This is a genomic window from Ruegeria sp. CDSA033 (assembly GCF_059612305.1).
In genome coordinates this window covers 56,304-69,743 of record NZ_JBXWQI010000006.1, presented here as the reverse complement: position 1 = coordinate 69,743, position 13,440 = coordinate 56,304, and the positions used below count along the sequence as shown (strand labels likewise).

Here is a 13,440-nt window from a genome sequence, read left to right as displayed (position 1 = left end):
GCCCGGATTGAGCCGGTCGTAAAAGCAATTAGCTGCCCAGTTCGTCTTCGATCAGCTTTTTGAAACCGTCATAGGACTGATTCTCGACCTGCTTGCCATTCACGATAAAGGACGGAGTCGCCTGAATACCGTCGCGCTCGGCGTTTCCCTGATACCAGGCGACCAGCGTCTGCGCGCGGGTTCCGTCCTGCAGGCAAGCCTCAAGCTGATCATTGTCGATACCAGCCAGACGCCCGATTTTGCGCAGCTCGTCCACGATTTCAGCGGGACCACCGGCTTTGGTCCACTCGGACTGGCCTTCGTAGATCAGGTCGGAGATGCCAAAGAACTTTTCGGGCCCGCCGCAGCGTGCAACCATCGACGCCCACAGGCCATAGCGGTCAAAGTAGACCTCGCGATAGATGAACTTCACCTTACCTGTGTCGATGAAATCCTTCTTGAGCTGCTTGTACGCTCCCGTGTGGAAATTCGCACAATGCGGGCAGGTGTAGGACGCATATTCGATGATCTCGACTGGTGCGTCTTCGGCGCCCAGAGTCATCTCGACGATGGTCGAGGTGTCCAGATCGGCCTCTTGCGCCTCGGCGCTGCTAATCAGCGGATAGGCGGGGTTGGAATTTGACAACGACAGCCAATAACCGCCAGCGGCCACGGCGACGGCCGCACAAATTCCGGTTGCAATACGGCTCATTTCTCAGCCCTTTCTCAGCGTTTTTGCTTGGATAAAACGTTACGGCCCAGACGTTCAAGGGCTGCGCGCAGATCACCATCGTGAACTTCCTGCGCAGCGCGGTCTGCCTCGGCTTCTATTTCTGGTTCGATCTTGGGTTTCGCTTGTTTCGGCTTGTGGTCGAAACTGGCCTGCCCCTCGGCAAATCCTGTCGGAGCGGTCTGGGTGATGCGCACCCGGCTGATGGCATTATAGCCATAAACCGCGTTCACCTTGCCGCGCAATTGTTCCTTCTGCATCTCCAGCATCGGGGCCTGCGGTCCGGTGGTCAGTACCGTCAGCGTGGCACCAATGCCACCCTTCCCGTAACCCACTTTTACCGGTCGCGCGATAGCGGCCATATCCTGTCCAACGATCTCGGACCAATGGGTCAGCAGGCGTGATACGGCAAAGCCCCGGCTTTCACCGGCGCGCCTGATCTGGTCGTTCAGCAATGTCGCGGTGCGTTTGAACCCGCGGGTCGAAGAACGTCTGCGCTGCATCTGGTTTCCAACTCCTGCGCCGCTATTGTAAAGGGCAGGACAACAGGCGCCAGCGAAACCCGACAGGGAGATAGATAAAACTTGCGTGACTCCGGTGAATTTGACGTGAGCAGTGCGCTGCTGGATTGGTACGACCGCCATGCCCGCGAGATGCCTTGGCGCGTAGCTCCCGCCGATAGGGCTGCGGGTGTGATGCCCGACCCCTACCGCATATGGTTGTCCGAGGTCATGCTGCAGCAGACCACTGTTGCGGCCGTACGCGACTATTTCGTGCGGTTCACAACCCGTTGGCCGACAGTTCAGGCACTGGCCGCCGCCCCGGATGATCAGGTCATGGGGGAATGGGCAGGACTTGGCTATTACGCGCGTGCGCGGAACCTTCTGAAATGCGCCCGGGTCGTTGCCGAACAACATGGTGGAACGTTCCCCGATACCTATGACGCGCTCCTCAATTTGCCGGGAATAGGTCCCTACACCGCCGCTGCAATTTCCGCCATCGCCTTCGACCGACCCGAAACCGTGTTGGACGGCAACGTAGAACGGGTCATGGCCCGACTTTTCGACATTCACGACCCTTTGCCCGGTTCAAAACCGCAACTGAAAAAGCATGCGGCTGCACTTACGCCTGCCACGCGACCGGGAGACTATGCGCAGGCGGTCATGGACCTGGGGGCAACAATCTGTACACCAAAATCTCCGGCCTGCGGTATCTGTCCGATGCAAGCCCCCTGCGCCGCTCGCGCCGCTGGAACGCAATCCGATTTGCCACGCAAGACTCCCAAAAAGCCCAAACCCACGCGATACGGCCATGTCTATATAGCCCAAGGCGATAACGGAGCCTTTCTGATGGAACGTCGTCCCGACAAGGGGCTGCTGGGTGGTATGCTGGGCTGGCCGGGGTCAGAATGGTCAGACGGCCCGGCCGAGGCACCGCCCTTTCCGTGCGAATGGCAGGTGCTGCCGGGTGAGGTACGCCATACATTTACCCACTTCCACCTGATCCTGCGGATCTGGACGACCACGCTGCCGGTCGGCTGGTCGCATAACGATCTGATTGTCATGGAAAAACACGCTTTCCGCCCCAGTGACCTACCTACTGTTATGCGCAAAGCGTATGACCTCTGGCGCTCTACGTAACCCATTGTGTGGCATTGCCGGGTAGGGCTAGTCTGCCCATAGTTTCTCGGAGCAAAGCGATGATCGCATCAGACAGTCTGTCACGCTGGCAAGCGGTATTGCCCTTCTGGGTGTCCTTCCTGCTGATCCCCGTCATTTGGCTTACCGCCGTTGCCGGAGGCTGGTGGGTCTTGCTTGTGCCTCTTTCGACTTGGTGGGCGTTTGCAGTTCTGGATCGGTTAACGGGGCTGAACCTTGAAAATGCCGATCCGGCCACGCCGGACGGCGGTCTCAAATGGTACATTCTGCTGACCAAGGCATGGGCCCCGGTTCAGTTTCTTACGCTGTTTGGGTTGCTCTGGTACGCCACTCATACCGATCACCTGTCTGTTTTTAGCAAGATTGGGTTGTTCTTCGGGATGGGTGTGATCTCGGGCACCATCGGGATTAACTACAGCCATGAACTGATGCACCAGAAAGGGCGGTCGGAACGTTGGCTGGGTGATATTCTACTAGCCATGGTGCTGTATTCTCATTTCCGGTCCGAACACCTGCTGGTCCACCACCGCTATGTCGGAACACCACGCGATCCGGTCACTGCGCGGTACAATGAAGGGTTTCACCGCTTCTATCCACGCGTTCTGTGGCAGTGCCTTGCATCCGCCTTCCACGCAGAACGGGACAAGCTGGCGCGCAAGCAACGTCCGTGGACCGACCCGGCGAACCCGTTCTGGCGCTATTGGGCGCTTCAGGCAGGCATGCTGATTTTGGCCTTCGTGGTCGGGGGATGGTCAGGTGTGGCCCTCTTTCTGGTGCAAGCGGGCGTCGCCATATGGCAGCTGGAACTGGTGAACTACGTCGAACATTACGGCCTGACCCGCAAACATCTTGGCGACGGCAAGTACGAGCATGTCCAGCCGCGCCATTCGTGGAACGCCTCGCAAAAAGCGTCGAACTGGCTGCTGATCAACCTGCAGCGTCACTCGGACCATCACTACAAACCCAACCGGCGCTTTCCGCTGCTGCAGCATCATTCGGAAGATGCGGCCCCGCAACTGCCCTATGGCTATCCGGTTATGACCGTCGCTGCGATGGTCCCACCGCTTTGGCGGCGCGTCATGAACCCCCGCGTTCGGGCCTGGCGGCGGCAATATTATCCCGAAGTCACTGATTGGAAGCCGTACAACAGATCTCTCAACCCGTTACCGCGTTCGTGACCGCAGCGCGCGCCCGCGCGCTGCCCGGCCCAACAGAATGACGCGCATCTCTGATGCGTGACAGATCGGCGGGAGCCGCCCGTTCTACTGCGCCCAGATATCCATAGTGCCCTGCACCCCGCGGACTGGCTGGTTTTCATGCTTCACAAAACCTGCTGTCAGGTCGGCGGCGTTATTTCCCTCCTGCATCACCTGTGCCCGGACCGCGTCACTCAGCACCACGCGAACACCAAGGTCACGCGTCATCGCTTCGAGCTTGGCGGAGACATTCACCGCATCCCCGATAACCGCAAATTCCAATCGGTTCGCTCCGATATCTCCCAATACAACCGAGCCATAGTGAACCCCAATTCCTACACGAATTTCCGGCTCTCCTGCCCGCCGCCGCTCCAGGTTCCAGCGATCAATCACATCCACCATATCGCGGGCGCAAGCCACCGCGTTACTGGCATCCAATGGAGTCGTCACCGGCGTACCGAACGTGGCCATCAGACCATCCCCAAGATATTTGTCCAACGTGCCATGATGGCGAAACACTTCGGTTTCCATTCGCGCGTGAAAGCCGCGCAAAACTTCAATGACTTCATACGGGTCGCGCCCAGCAGCGAATTTGGTAAACCCCACGATGTCGATGAACAAAACGGCGATGTCTTCTTTGCGAACCTGCTTGAGCGGCTCATCATTCTGGCTGAGTTCGTCCACGACGTTCGGAGAGAAATATCGCGACAGGTTTGCACGCTCCCTCTCAAGCCCGGCATTTGTCATCAACAATCGATTGAGCCGCCGCATCGAGATACCAAGCGTAACCGCGACCATTAGGAATACGATCACCTGCTGAATACGCTGAGGGACCATGAAACTGTTGGGGTCCAGCAACTCCGCAACATCCGGATACCCGGCCAATGCCTCGTACACGCGCTCACTGATGCCCGGGAATGGCGTAGCCACCCACCAGGCGATGATCCAGCCTACCGTCCACATCGCCGCCGTCCACGTGCCGATAGCCACGACTGTGCGCCACGAATAGGCCAGAGTTCCCGCTGCCAGAATGATGAAGAAATACTGGAAGTTATCGAACCGGTATTGCATTGCCAGCGGTCGAACATCATCGCTGAACGGGTTCGGCACGATCATCCCCAAAGTCATGATCAGCAAGTCGACGAAGATCAGCAAAAGCTCGACCCGTGACTGCCCCACGCTGCCAGCCCGCCGGATCAACCAACCATTGGCGCAGATCAACAACAAAATGAAATGATACCACAGGACATCCCAATTGGGGTTCAGGTAGATCAACAAAATGCCGGTAAGGCCCATCGCCACCCAGCGGGCGCGGACGGCAAGTTCCAACCCTTCGCGCTTGTGCCGTTCCAGCGCAGCCTCGGTGTACTTGTTGTCCAGATCATACTTGTCTGGCTGTGTCACAAAAAACCGCCCAAATCGGGATTCGCTGGCTGTGGTATCCGACATTGCCAAGGTTCCTTCCGTAAGCAGCAGGACAAGGAATCTCATATCGGAACTGAATGAAGAATAAAACAAAAGACCCCGCCGAGATCGGCGGGGCAAGGCGTAGTGCCTTGTGTCAGGCCACAGGCACCGGCGGTATTTTTAAAATCAGTTGTGCAACTCGGCCCGGATCTGCTGACGCAAAACGTCGATCGGCACCGTTTTGCCATCGCGTTTAAAGCACCAGTAAGTCCAGCCATTGCAAGAGGGCGCGTTTTCCAGATGTGCCCCGACCTGGTGGATCGAACCTTTGACGTTATCGCCCACCAGCGTTCCGTCAGCCCGAACCTTGGCCTTGTGGCGTTGATTCATCGAATAAAGCTCCTCACCCGGGCGTAGCATGCCGCGTTCAACCAACTGACCAAAGGGCACGCGCGGCTCAGCGCGCTTGCTTGCGCTGACTTCCAGCGCCTCACGGTCGAACTTGCGAACTTTGGAAATCCGCTTCTCGGCGACCTTGCGATAGCTTTCCTCACGCTCAATCCCGATGAATTCGCGGCCCAGCATCTTTGCGACGGCACCAGTGGTACCCGTGCCAAAGAACGGATCCAGAATAACATCGCCCGGGTTGGTCGAACCGATCAGGACACGGTGCAACAGGGATTCCGGCTTTTGCGTCGGGTGCGCCTTGTCGCCGTTTTCATCCTTGAGGCGCTCATGCCCGGTGCAGATTGGCAGAACCCAATCGCTGCGCATCTGAATGCCTTCGTTCAGTGCTTTCAGAGCTTCGTAATTGAACGTGTACTTAGCACCTTCGCGTTTTGAGGCCCAGATCATCGTCTCATGCGCGTTGGTAAGCCGCTTGCCGCGGAAATTCGGCATCGGGTTCGACTTGCGCCAGACAACGTCGTTCAGAATCCAGTATCCGGCGTCCTGCAGGGCTGTGCCAACGCGGAAGATGTTGTGGTAGGAGCCAATCACCCAAATCGCGCCATTGGGCTTGAGCAGACGATGCGCCGCTTTCAGCCATTCGCGGGTGAACTGGTCATAAACACCAAAGCTTGAAAACTGATCCCAGTGATCGTCAACCGCATCAACCTGGCTGTTATCGGGGCGGTGCAACTGGCCCTTAAGCTGCAGATTATACGGGGGATCCGCGAAAATCAGGTCAACCGACTCCGCGGGCAGACTGTTCATCACATCGATGCAGTCCCCGGATAGAATCGTGTTTAAAGGGAGCGCTGTTGCGCCCTTTTTGGTTGTCGTTGTCATATCTCTGCCTCAAGTTCCACGGCGCTTTTGCGCTCATTTGGTTGAGACAAGGATGAGTCAAAGTCGATTCGCCGTCAATTTCTTTTTTGAATCAGCAGCTTACGATTTACTCTTGATACAAGATATTGTGTACCGGCTTGAACGAACGCCTATGATGTGGGGTCACACCAAGTTTTTGCAGCGCTTCCCTGTGTTGTTTTGACGGATAGCCTGCGTTCTTCTCCCATCCATAGCCTGGATGCTGTTGCGCCAAATCCACCATCAGTTGATCGCGCCAGTTTTTGGCAATGATCGAAGCCGCCGCAATCGACACGGAATGCGCGTCCCCTTTGACCACCGCCTGCGCCGGGATCGTCAAACCCCGCGGGATCATGTTTCCGTCGATCAGCAGATAGTCGGGCGGCGGATCCAAGGCCGCAACCGCACGTTCCATCGCCAGATGCGAGGCACGCAAGATGTTGTGTTCGTCAATCTCGGCAACCGAGGCTTCAGCTATCGCAAATTCAGCCCGGTCACGTACCGCGATATCCAAAACAGCCCGTCGTTTCGCCGTCAGTTTCTTGGAATCGTTCAGCCCCTCGGGAATATCTTCGGGGTTCAGGATCACGGCGGCGGCAACCACAGGCCCGGCCAATGGCCCACGGCCCACCTCATCCACACCGGCAATGCGCAGATACTCTTGCGCCACTGCCGCCTGTTCAATCGAATAATCTGGCGTTGTCATACCAACCGAAAACAGCGTTTCGCGCCCCACCGCAAGACAAAAAGAGAGGGCGGCTTGTGCCACCCTCTCCTGCGCGGCGCTTCTGTGGCGCCGCTCCTGCTCGAAAGTGATTACTTGTAAACGACGCGGTATCCCTTCTGGCGCAGGCATGCGGGTTCATATGCCCGATTCACCTTATTGCCGTTCCAGAAACCGACCTTGCACTCTTGCGGCAGGCTGTTGGCATGTTTGTAGTGCTTCTTGAGGCATTTCGGTGCCAGAAGCGGGTGATTGTTCGAATAGGCGCTAAACTTGCGCAGGCATTTCTGCGGCAGATCATACCGCGCGACGTGTTGCGGCAAGGGGCGCACTGGGTAACTGGGCTGGGCCACATAAGGCTGAGGCGTATAGGTCTGATGACGCGTCGTCCGGTCCTTGCGTTTTTCCTTGTTGTAGTAGTGGACCCCGGCACCGATGATCGCGATGGCGGCAAGGCCGCCAAGGATGTCCTTGGCATCCGCCGCTCGCGCCTGCGAGGCTGAGACGCCGGTGATGGTGATAGCGGTGGCAACGATAAGGGCGATGAACTTCCGGTGCATAATGCGTGTCCTTCCTGGTGTTTCGGGGCGATCCGACACAGACCGCAAACGTGATGCCCCAACACTGGGTCCGCTCCCTTCAGACAAGCAATAACGGGCGGTTGTTATCCGATATCACCCCCCTCAAACCCCTTATGTTATTGAATATCGTGCGAACCCATGCGCAGGATGCAGCCTATGAAACCAATCCTCTCTTCTCTGGCCGTTGCGGCCCTGATATCGCTTGGTACTGCTGCGTCGGCAGAGTGCTATGCGGATTACAAGGCCAAGCAGGATAATCCACTGCGGCTGCACTACGGCGTGATGCAGGTTTCGGCCTGTGACAAAGGCCAGGCTCAGCAAGAAGCCTCAAAACGCCTCAGCGCGTCGGGCTGGACATTGTTGAATGTCATGTCTGTCTTTGGGCCAGAAGGGTTGGATAAAAGGAAGGCCAATGCCGGACAATTCTATCTCCGTTACTGATACCCGGCGATCTGGCACCAGACTGGTCGGCGCAGGCATAGCGGCCATCATCCTGATTCTTGTCACGGCCGCCATCTTTCTGTTCTGGACGCTACCCGACGCCAACGCCTTTAATGCACGTGTCGAACGGCTCTTTGTCGAAAGTGATCTGACCTCACAGACCGAAATCCGGCTGTTGGAGATTTTGGCCCAATCCGGCACCGCCTTTGCCGATACTCTATCCAGCTATCGGATGGTGATTTTCGTATTGTTGGTTTTTGCCAGCGCCATGCTTGTGACGGCGCTGGTCTTTCTGGTGATGCTGGTGATGCTGAACCGCCGGATGGCGCAGATCGAGCGCACGGGTATTCAGGTCACGTCGCTGCTGATCAGTCGCGAGGAAAACACCGTATATCTGAATAATATGGACTTCAAACTGACCCCAGCTGCGATGGAGACCCTGTCGGTCCTTGCCGAATCCCGACTGGATGACGAGGTCCTGTCCGGCGTTCAGATCGAAGCAGTGATTTCGGGCAAAAGCGCCGCCGATTGTGACGAAGCCGCTGGCGCTACGCGGATAAAACGGCTGCGTGACGCCTTGGGTAATCAGATGGTCAGCGAATTGCTGGTCAAGAACATCGCCAAGAAAGGCTATATGTTGTCCATCGAAAAGGACGTGATCCAGATGGTCTGATCCAATAGGACCGCACAGCTATCGTGCAGAAAAATGCCGAGGCTGCCCCTTGGAAAACCTCTTCACAAGGCCCATCCTATAGGGACCCCGCGCCAGGGAGGATGAAGATGAACGTCCACGCCACAGCAAGACCAAAAGGCTATGGAATCTCGGTCGAACCTTTAGATGGTAAGATTGCGATTTACCGGGACCAGACCCTTTTAGCCGAAAGCAGCAACGCCAAAGTCATGTACGAAACACGGCTGCCGCCGACGATCTACATTCCGCGCGAAGACGTGCTGGTGGATCTCAGCGACGAAACCGAGCTGCAGACTTTTTGCCCCTTCAAAGGCACCGCAACCTATCACGACGTCATTCTTGGCGGCGAACGGCTCGCCAATTCCGTATGGGCCTACGAAGAAGCCCTCCCCGAAAGCGCTGCCATTCAGGGGCATATCGGGTTTTTACCCAATGCTTATTCCCGGATCGATTTGGGCGACAACCAACTGCGGGAACCCCAAGACGGCAATATCAGCGGCCCTTTGATCGATTGGCTGATGCGTGGGGCGTCCGCAAACAACACGCCTGAGGCGTTCACCAAAGCGCTGGCCGAGAAAATGCTGGAACACGGGATTGCCATTCAACGCCTCAGCATTCTGACATGGTCCCTGCACCCGTTGATCGCGGGCAAACACTATATTTGGGAAAAGGGCGAGGCTGAGATCTCGACCAATGTTCCGACCTATGAAATCCACGACCACCCGGCATACATCAACAGCCCGTTGCGGCATGTGTCGAACGGGCTGGGCGGTGTGCGTCAGCGGTTGAACGCCGAAAACCCCCACAACAGCTTTCCGATCATGGAAGACCTGCGGGAAAAGGGGGCAACCGACTATGTCGCCATGCCGTTGCCGTTCTCGGATGGGCGGACCAACGTTCTGACCCTGACCTGTGATCACCCGGACGGTTTCACGACCGAAAACCTTGGGCTGGTGTTCGAATGTTCGCTGGTCATAGCCCGGTTCTATGAGGTTTTCATGCAGCGCGAAAACGCGCAGGTCCTGCTGGAAACCTATGTCGGAAAACGATCGGGTGCGCGCGTACTTGGGGGTGAAATCCGGCGCGGTGACGGCGATGAAATTGATGCTGCCATCATGTTCTGCGACCTCCGCAATTCGACCAGTCTTGAGGAACAGCTTGGGCGCGAGGCGTATATCAATCTGTTGAACGACTTTTTCGAAACCGTTTCTGGCATCGTGCATGAAAATGGCGGCGAGGTCCTGAAGTTCATAGGCGACGCTGTCCTTGCCGTGTTTCCGGCAGGCGAGGATGCAAAAGCCGCCCGCGATAATGCCCAGCGCAGCGCCATCGATATTGTCGAAAGACTGGGAGAGCTGCGCCAATCAGGGTCCGATGTGCATTGCGATTGCTCCATCGGCGTTGCCTATGGGCGCGTGACCTACGGCAATGTCGGCTCGCGCGAACGGCTGGACTTTACCGTGATCGGACAAGCCGCGAATATCGCTGCGCGTCTGGGTGAATACGGAAAAACCAAGAACCACAGGATTGTCGTGTCTGCCGATATTCTGCCTGCTTGCGCCAACGCCTTGCCGCTTGGCGACGTCAAGCTGCATAACGTGTCGCAACCTGTCGAGTCATATGCTCTCAGGACTTCCGCGGATGCCGTTCTGAACGCTTGAAGTCCGCAATCGGCTTGTATGTTTCAAAGCGCTGAGTATTGGGATTTCTGATCAAGGTTCGGGTGCGTGACCAATGGTTTCCATGCCTTACCCGCCCAGTAGGATCAGCGCGGTCTGCGCCGGGGAAATGATGCTTTCAAGCTGGGCGATCTGACTGCGGGCAAGGAACTGATCTGTCAGCCGCCCGACCGCAGCCTCATCCTTGAACTGGGTCAGGTCGTCGGACCCGGTCAGCCCTGACAACCTGTCTTTGAATACTTCCAACTGTCTGTCGATGTTCAACTGGCCAAAGCTGGACGGTAACCCAAGTGCCGTCTCCATCATGCGTCGCAGCGGTGGCAGGCTCATCAAATCGAACCATTTGGTATCTTTGCTGCCCGCCTTTTGCGCCAGATCACCCAGCGCATGCTGGGCATACAAAGCGATACGCATCGTTTCATCTGACTCGCCCACCGCGATTTCAAAACGCGACACGACATTGTCGTGCGCAATGTCCTCCATGTTGATGATCAGCCCGGTTTTGCGAACCTGGCCCGGCCCCAGCCCAAACGCCTCGGAAAATTGCCGATACCTTTTGTCGGATAGACGGTTGGATAGCGCATCCTGGGCTTTTGTCCCGTCGGACAGGATTTTCTGGATGAAATAGCGATTGTCCAGGTCAGACTCCAACCCAAAGGCGCCCAGCGCGACTTGCAACAACCGGCGGTCGGACACCAGATCCTCTGCCGTTTGGACCTTTTTGATGTTTTCCAGAAAGTACTCGCTGTCCCTTTTGTTGACGGAGGATGAGGAAAAGCTGTCGATCTGGGCGTCATATGTACGCTGTAGAAACCGCCAACCGACAATGCCGCCTGAAGGTATGACCGGCTGGAACGTCATTACTGGTAGGCCATCAGCCGCTCTTCGCGCGGCAGCAGCGCGCGCAGAGCCTTGAGGCACTTGTAAAATTGCTGGTCCAACAGCGCCTGGGTTGCCTCGGACAAAACCCGGCGACTGTCGGCGTCGGTAAAGACCTGGCTCAGCTCTTCGACACGCCGCAACAATTGTTGGCGGGCCTGATCAGGTTCCATATCGCCAGACAGCACCAGCTGAGCGGCATAGCAGACGCGTCGAACCGGCGTGTTTACCTGATCCGGGTGAATCGCATCCCGCAGGCGCAATACGTTTGCCTCGGGCGTCATGATCGAAAACTGACTGCGCCGGTCGCCATTTTCAACGACCACGCCGTTGATCAAAACCCGCTCTTTCGGTGCCAATTTCAAAACCAATCCTGCCATCAGGTCGCCCCCATTTGGCGAAGGCCACGCAGAACTGCCATGTTGATCTCTAACAAAGGTTCAACCGAGGCTTTGTTCCCTAGTACCTGACTGCTGTGCTGTTCGGTAAACTCGGCCAGATAGAATATCCGCGCACGCAGATCATTGGGCAGCGCATTGTCAGAGTCGGTGACACCACTGGCCAATACAGTCCACAGGCGCCGGTTTTCATGCAGAGCCTGCACAAATGCACCAAAATCGGACTGCTGACGGGCCGCGGCGGCCTTGAGCCTGCGTGTGATTTTCGAAATCGCTTCGTATTCAGTGTCGCGCGGGGTTCGCGTTGGCGCGGCAGTCTGCGCATATGCTCGTTGTGCAAGGGCTTGCGGTGTCACGTGAAATCCTTCCAGTAATCCGCCATTTGGCGGTTAGAATCAGGGCGCGTCGCCGCGCCCCGACCATGGTCCTGAACTTAGCGGAACAGAGACAAAATCGATTGCGGTGCCTGATTGGCAATCGACAGCGACTGGGTGGCCAGCTGCTGCTGAACCTGAAGAGCCTGCAGACGAGCCGAGGTCTCCTCCATATCCGCATCGACCAAGGCGCCGATCCCGGATTTGAACGAGTCCGCCAGGTTCGAAATGAACTCTTTCTGCGTCTCGATCCGACCCTGCGAAGAACCAAAAGCGGCCGATGCGTCGATCGATGTGTCGATCAGCGTTTCGATTGTGGCCAACGCGGCCGTTGCCCCTGCGCCGGTCGAAACGTCAATGCCGGTCAACGCGCCAAGACCACCCGAACCCGCGTTCACGTACTGAGCCGAGAACGAGATGTCTGTGCCGGTCGCATTGGCAACGGATAAGGTGCCTGCCGTACCCGAGTCATAGTCTACCGTCAGACCCGAGATACCCAGCTCTTCAATCTTCGCCTTCAGGCCTATGGCAACAATATCACCGGTGGTCGCGGCAGCCGCATCTGTTGCGGAAACCGTGTAGGACACGACCTGATCGTCGATCGCCACGACAACTTTGTCACCAGCCGCAAACGCGCCACTGGATTCGTCTGTCACCAGGGCCGCTGCCGAAGTTGCACCGTTGTCAATCGTTGCACCTACGCGGTCATTGCCGGTGGAAGATCCAGTCGAGCCGTCAAAGACCTGAGCCGCCGTGTACCCGCCGGTCGAAAGGTCCTGACCCGCAACAGTGATGGAAGACGCGGTTACGTTGCCTGCATTGTCCCGGTCAAGGGACGCGAGGATCGAAGCAGAACCGGCTGAGCCGTTAACCAGGTTGAGACCGTTGAATTGCGCGGCGTTCACCACCGAGTTGATCTGATCCTTCAACGCGGTGACATCGTCGTTGATCTTATCGCGATCAACGTTGTCTTCCTGTGCCGCAACGATCTTGCTTTTCATCTGAGACAGCAGATCAGTGACCGTTTCGGATGCGTTGCGCGCAACCGCCACGGTGGATTCACCCAGGGCCAGGCTGTCCTTGATCGCGTTAAAGCCTTTGACATCCGATTCCATGACCTTGGAAATCGCCCAGACGGCCGAGTTGTCTTTCGCAGTCGCAACGTCCTTACCCGTCGAGATCGCGTTCCGCGTTGCCCCAAGATCCTTGTTGACCGACTTGAGAGTTTGCAGCGCAACCATGGCGCCATTGTTTGTCAGAATGCTGGACATTAGCTTTCTTCCTTTTCCGTTCGGGCCCTTTGCGCCCATGCTCATCCCGCCACTGGTGCGGGCTTTGACGTCTTTCTGATCGGTGCGATCCGCCGTCGGGCTGTTCGCGCCACCTGATTTGTCC

Annotated in this window: 15 protein-coding genes; 5 read left to right on the top strand and 10 right to left on the bottom strand. The window is 57.1% G+C overall.

The genetic code is table 11. From position 1 onward, the window contains the following. Positions 1 to 28: 28 nt before the first annotated feature. Together AC2FLA_RS10370 and AC2FLA_RS10365 are read right to left on the bottom strand one after the other, a co-directional pair. Entirely contained in the window at positions 29 to 691 is a 663-nt protein-coding gene (locus AC2FLA_RS10370; protein ID WP_496721984.1) for a DsbA family protein, read from the bottom strand. 14 nt (positions 692 to 705) lie between these two features. Continuing rightward, on the bottom strand, positions 706 to 1,212 hold the full coding sequence (locus AC2FLA_RS10365; protein ID WP_108861099.1) for a DUF721 domain-containing protein: 507 nt from the start codon (positions 1,210 to 1,212) through the stop codon (positions 706 to 708). 81 nt (positions 1,213 to 1,293) lie between these two features. Between AC2FLA_RS10365 and mutY the strand changes: the two genes are divergently transcribed. Further along, complete coding sequence (gene mutY, locus AC2FLA_RS10360) at positions 1,294 to 2,349, top strand: A/G-specific adenine glycosylase (RefSeq protein ID WP_496721982.1); 1,056 nt, start codon at positions 1,294 to 1,296, stop codon at positions 2,347 to 2,349. A gap of 59 nt (positions 2,350 to 2,408) precedes the next feature. Next, on the top strand, positions 2,409 to 3,545 hold the full coding sequence (locus AC2FLA_RS10355) for an alkane 1-monooxygenase (RefSeq protein ID WP_496721980.1): 1,137 nt from the start codon (positions 2,409 to 2,411) through the stop codon (positions 3,543 to 3,545). A gap of 84 nt (positions 3,546 to 3,629) precedes the next feature. Here AC2FLA_RS10355 and AC2FLA_RS10350 read toward each other — a convergent pair whose 3' ends face one another. The 4 genes from AC2FLA_RS10350 to AC2FLA_RS10335 form a co-directional block, all read right to left on the bottom strand. Further along, positions 3,630 to 5,012, bottom strand: coding sequence for an adenylate/guanylate cyclase domain-containing protein (locus AC2FLA_RS10350; RefSeq protein ID WP_496721978.1), 1,383 nt, complete (start codon positions 5,010 to 5,012; stop codon positions 3,630 to 3,632). 144 nt (positions 5,013 to 5,156) lie between these two features. Continuing rightward, complete coding sequence (locus AC2FLA_RS10345; protein ID WP_496721977.1) at positions 5,157 to 6,260, bottom strand: site-specific DNA-methyltransferase; 1,104 nt, start codon at positions 6,258 to 6,260, stop codon at positions 5,157 to 5,159. Positions 6,261 to 6,366: 106 nt separating this feature from the next. Next, positions 6,367 to 6,984, bottom strand: a complete 618-nt coding sequence (gene rnhB / locus AC2FLA_RS10340) for a ribonuclease HII (protein ID WP_496721975.1) — start codon at positions 6,982 to 6,984, stop codon at positions 6,367 to 6,369. A 110-nt stretch (positions 6,985 to 7,094) separates the two neighbouring features. Further along, positions 7,095 to 7,562: a hypothetical protein gene (locus AC2FLA_RS10335; RefSeq protein ID WP_113791791.1), complete on the bottom strand. Its 468-nt coding sequence runs from the start codon at positions 7,560 to 7,562 to the stop codon at positions 7,095 to 7,097. A gap of 177 nt (positions 7,563 to 7,739) precedes the next feature. Between AC2FLA_RS10335 and AC2FLA_RS10330 the strand changes: the two genes are divergently transcribed. The 3 genes from AC2FLA_RS10330 to AC2FLA_RS10320 all read left to right on the top strand — a co-directional run bounded on the left by AC2FLA_RS10330 (position 7,740) and on the right by AC2FLA_RS10320 (position 10,376). Next, on the top strand, positions 7,740 to 8,024 hold the full coding sequence (locus AC2FLA_RS10330) for a hypothetical protein (protein ID WP_058272591.1): 285 nt from the start codon (positions 7,740 to 7,742) through the stop codon (positions 8,022 to 8,024). Next, the gene (locus AC2FLA_RS10325) at positions 7,996 to 8,697 is read left to right on the top strand and encodes a winged helix-turn-helix domain-containing protein (protein ID WP_496721973.1); all 702 of its coding nucleotides are present in this window, start codon (positions 7,996 to 7,998) and stop codon (positions 8,695 to 8,697) included. The genes AC2FLA_RS10330 and AC2FLA_RS10325 overlap by 29 nt, the downstream gene beginning before the upstream one ends. 107 nt (positions 8,698 to 8,804) lie before the next feature. After that, entirely contained in the window at positions 8,805 to 10,376 is a 1,572-nt protein-coding gene (locus AC2FLA_RS10320; RefSeq protein ID WP_496721971.1) for a DUF427 domain-containing protein, read from the top strand. Positions 10,377 to 10,463: 87 nt separating this feature from the next. Here AC2FLA_RS10320 and AC2FLA_RS10315 read toward each other — a convergent pair whose 3' ends face one another. From AC2FLA_RS10315 to AC2FLA_RS10300, 4 genes are all read right to left on the bottom strand, one after another. Beyond that, positions 10,464 to 11,255, bottom strand: coding sequence for a DUF1217 domain-containing protein (locus tag AC2FLA_RS10315; RefSeq protein ID WP_496721969.1), 792 nt, complete (start codon positions 11,253 to 11,255; stop codon positions 10,464 to 10,466). Beyond that, positions 11,255 to 11,653, bottom strand: a complete 399-nt coding sequence (flbT, locus tag AC2FLA_RS10310) for a flagellar biosynthesis repressor FlbT (protein WP_496721967.1) — start codon at positions 11,651 to 11,653, stop codon at positions 11,255 to 11,257. Before flbT ends, AC2FLA_RS10315 begins: the two co-directional genes overlap by 1 nt. After that, complete coding sequence (gene flaF / locus AC2FLA_RS10305) at positions 11,653 to 12,027, bottom strand: flagellar biosynthesis regulator FlaF (protein WP_113791796.1); 375 nt, start codon at positions 12,025 to 12,027, stop codon at positions 11,653 to 11,655. Before flaF ends, flbT begins: the two co-directional genes overlap by 1 nt. 77 nt (positions 12,028 to 12,104) lie before the next feature. Beyond that, complete coding sequence (locus tag AC2FLA_RS10300) at positions 12,105 to 13,316, bottom strand: flagellin N-terminal helical domain-containing protein (RefSeq protein WP_496722162.1); 1,212 nt, start codon at positions 13,314 to 13,316, stop codon at positions 12,105 to 12,107. Between the last annotated feature and the right edge of the window lie 124 nt (positions 13,317 to 13,440).

What these genes read in the sequence shown, in the direction of transcription:
- AC2FLA_RS10370 (WP_496721984.1), bottom strand. Translation starts at nt 691, where the DNA reads ATGAGCCGTATTGCAACCGGAATTTGTGCGGCCGTCGCCGTGGCCGCT.
- AC2FLA_RS10365 (WP_108861099.1), bottom strand. Translation starts at nt 1,212, where the DNA reads ATGCAGCGCAGACGTTCTTCGACCCGCGGGTTCAAACGCACCGCGACA.
- AC2FLA_RS10355 (WP_496721980.1), top strand. Translation starts at nt 2,409, where the DNA reads ATGATCGCATCAGACAGTCTGTCACGCTGGCAAGCGGTATTGCCCTTC.
- AC2FLA_RS10350 (WP_496721978.1), bottom strand. Translation starts at nt 5,012, where the DNA reads ATGTCGGATACCACAGCCAGCGAATCCCGATTTGGGCGGTTTTTTGTG.
- AC2FLA_RS10345 (WP_496721977.1), bottom strand. Translation starts at nt 6,260, where the DNA reads ATGACAACGACAACCAAAAAGGGCGCAACAGCGCTCCCTTTAAACACG.
- rnhB (WP_496721975.1), bottom strand. Translation starts at nt 6,984, where the DNA reads ATGACAACGCCAGATTATTCGATTGAACAGGCGGCAGTGGCGCAAGAG.
- AC2FLA_RS10335 (WP_113791791.1), bottom strand. Translation starts at nt 7,562, where the DNA reads ATGCACCGGAAGTTCATCGCCCTTATCGTTGCCACCGCTATCACCATC.
- AC2FLA_RS10330 (WP_058272591.1), top strand. Translation starts at nt 7,740, where the DNA reads ATGAAACCAATCCTCTCTTCTCTGGCCGTTGCGGCCCTGATATCGCTT.
- AC2FLA_RS10325 (WP_496721973.1), top strand. Translation starts at nt 7,996, where the DNA reads ATGCCGGACAATTCTATCTCCGTTACTGATACCCGGCGATCTGGCACC.
- AC2FLA_RS10320 (WP_496721971.1), top strand. Translation starts at nt 8,805, where the DNA reads ATGAACGTCCACGCCACAGCAAGACCAAAAGGCTATGGAATCTCGGTC.
- AC2FLA_RS10315 (WP_496721969.1), bottom strand. Translation starts at nt 11,255, where the DNA reads ATGACGTTCCAGCCGGTCATACCTTCAGGCGGCATTGTCGGTTGGCGG.
- flbT (WP_496721967.1), bottom strand. Translation starts at nt 11,653, where the DNA reads ATGGCAGGATTGGTTTTGAAATTGGCACCGAAAGAGCGGGTTTTGATC.
- AC2FLA_RS10300 (WP_496722162.1), bottom strand. Translation starts at nt 13,316, where the DNA reads ATGTCCAGCATTCTGACAAACAATGGCGCCATGGTTGCGCTGCAAACT.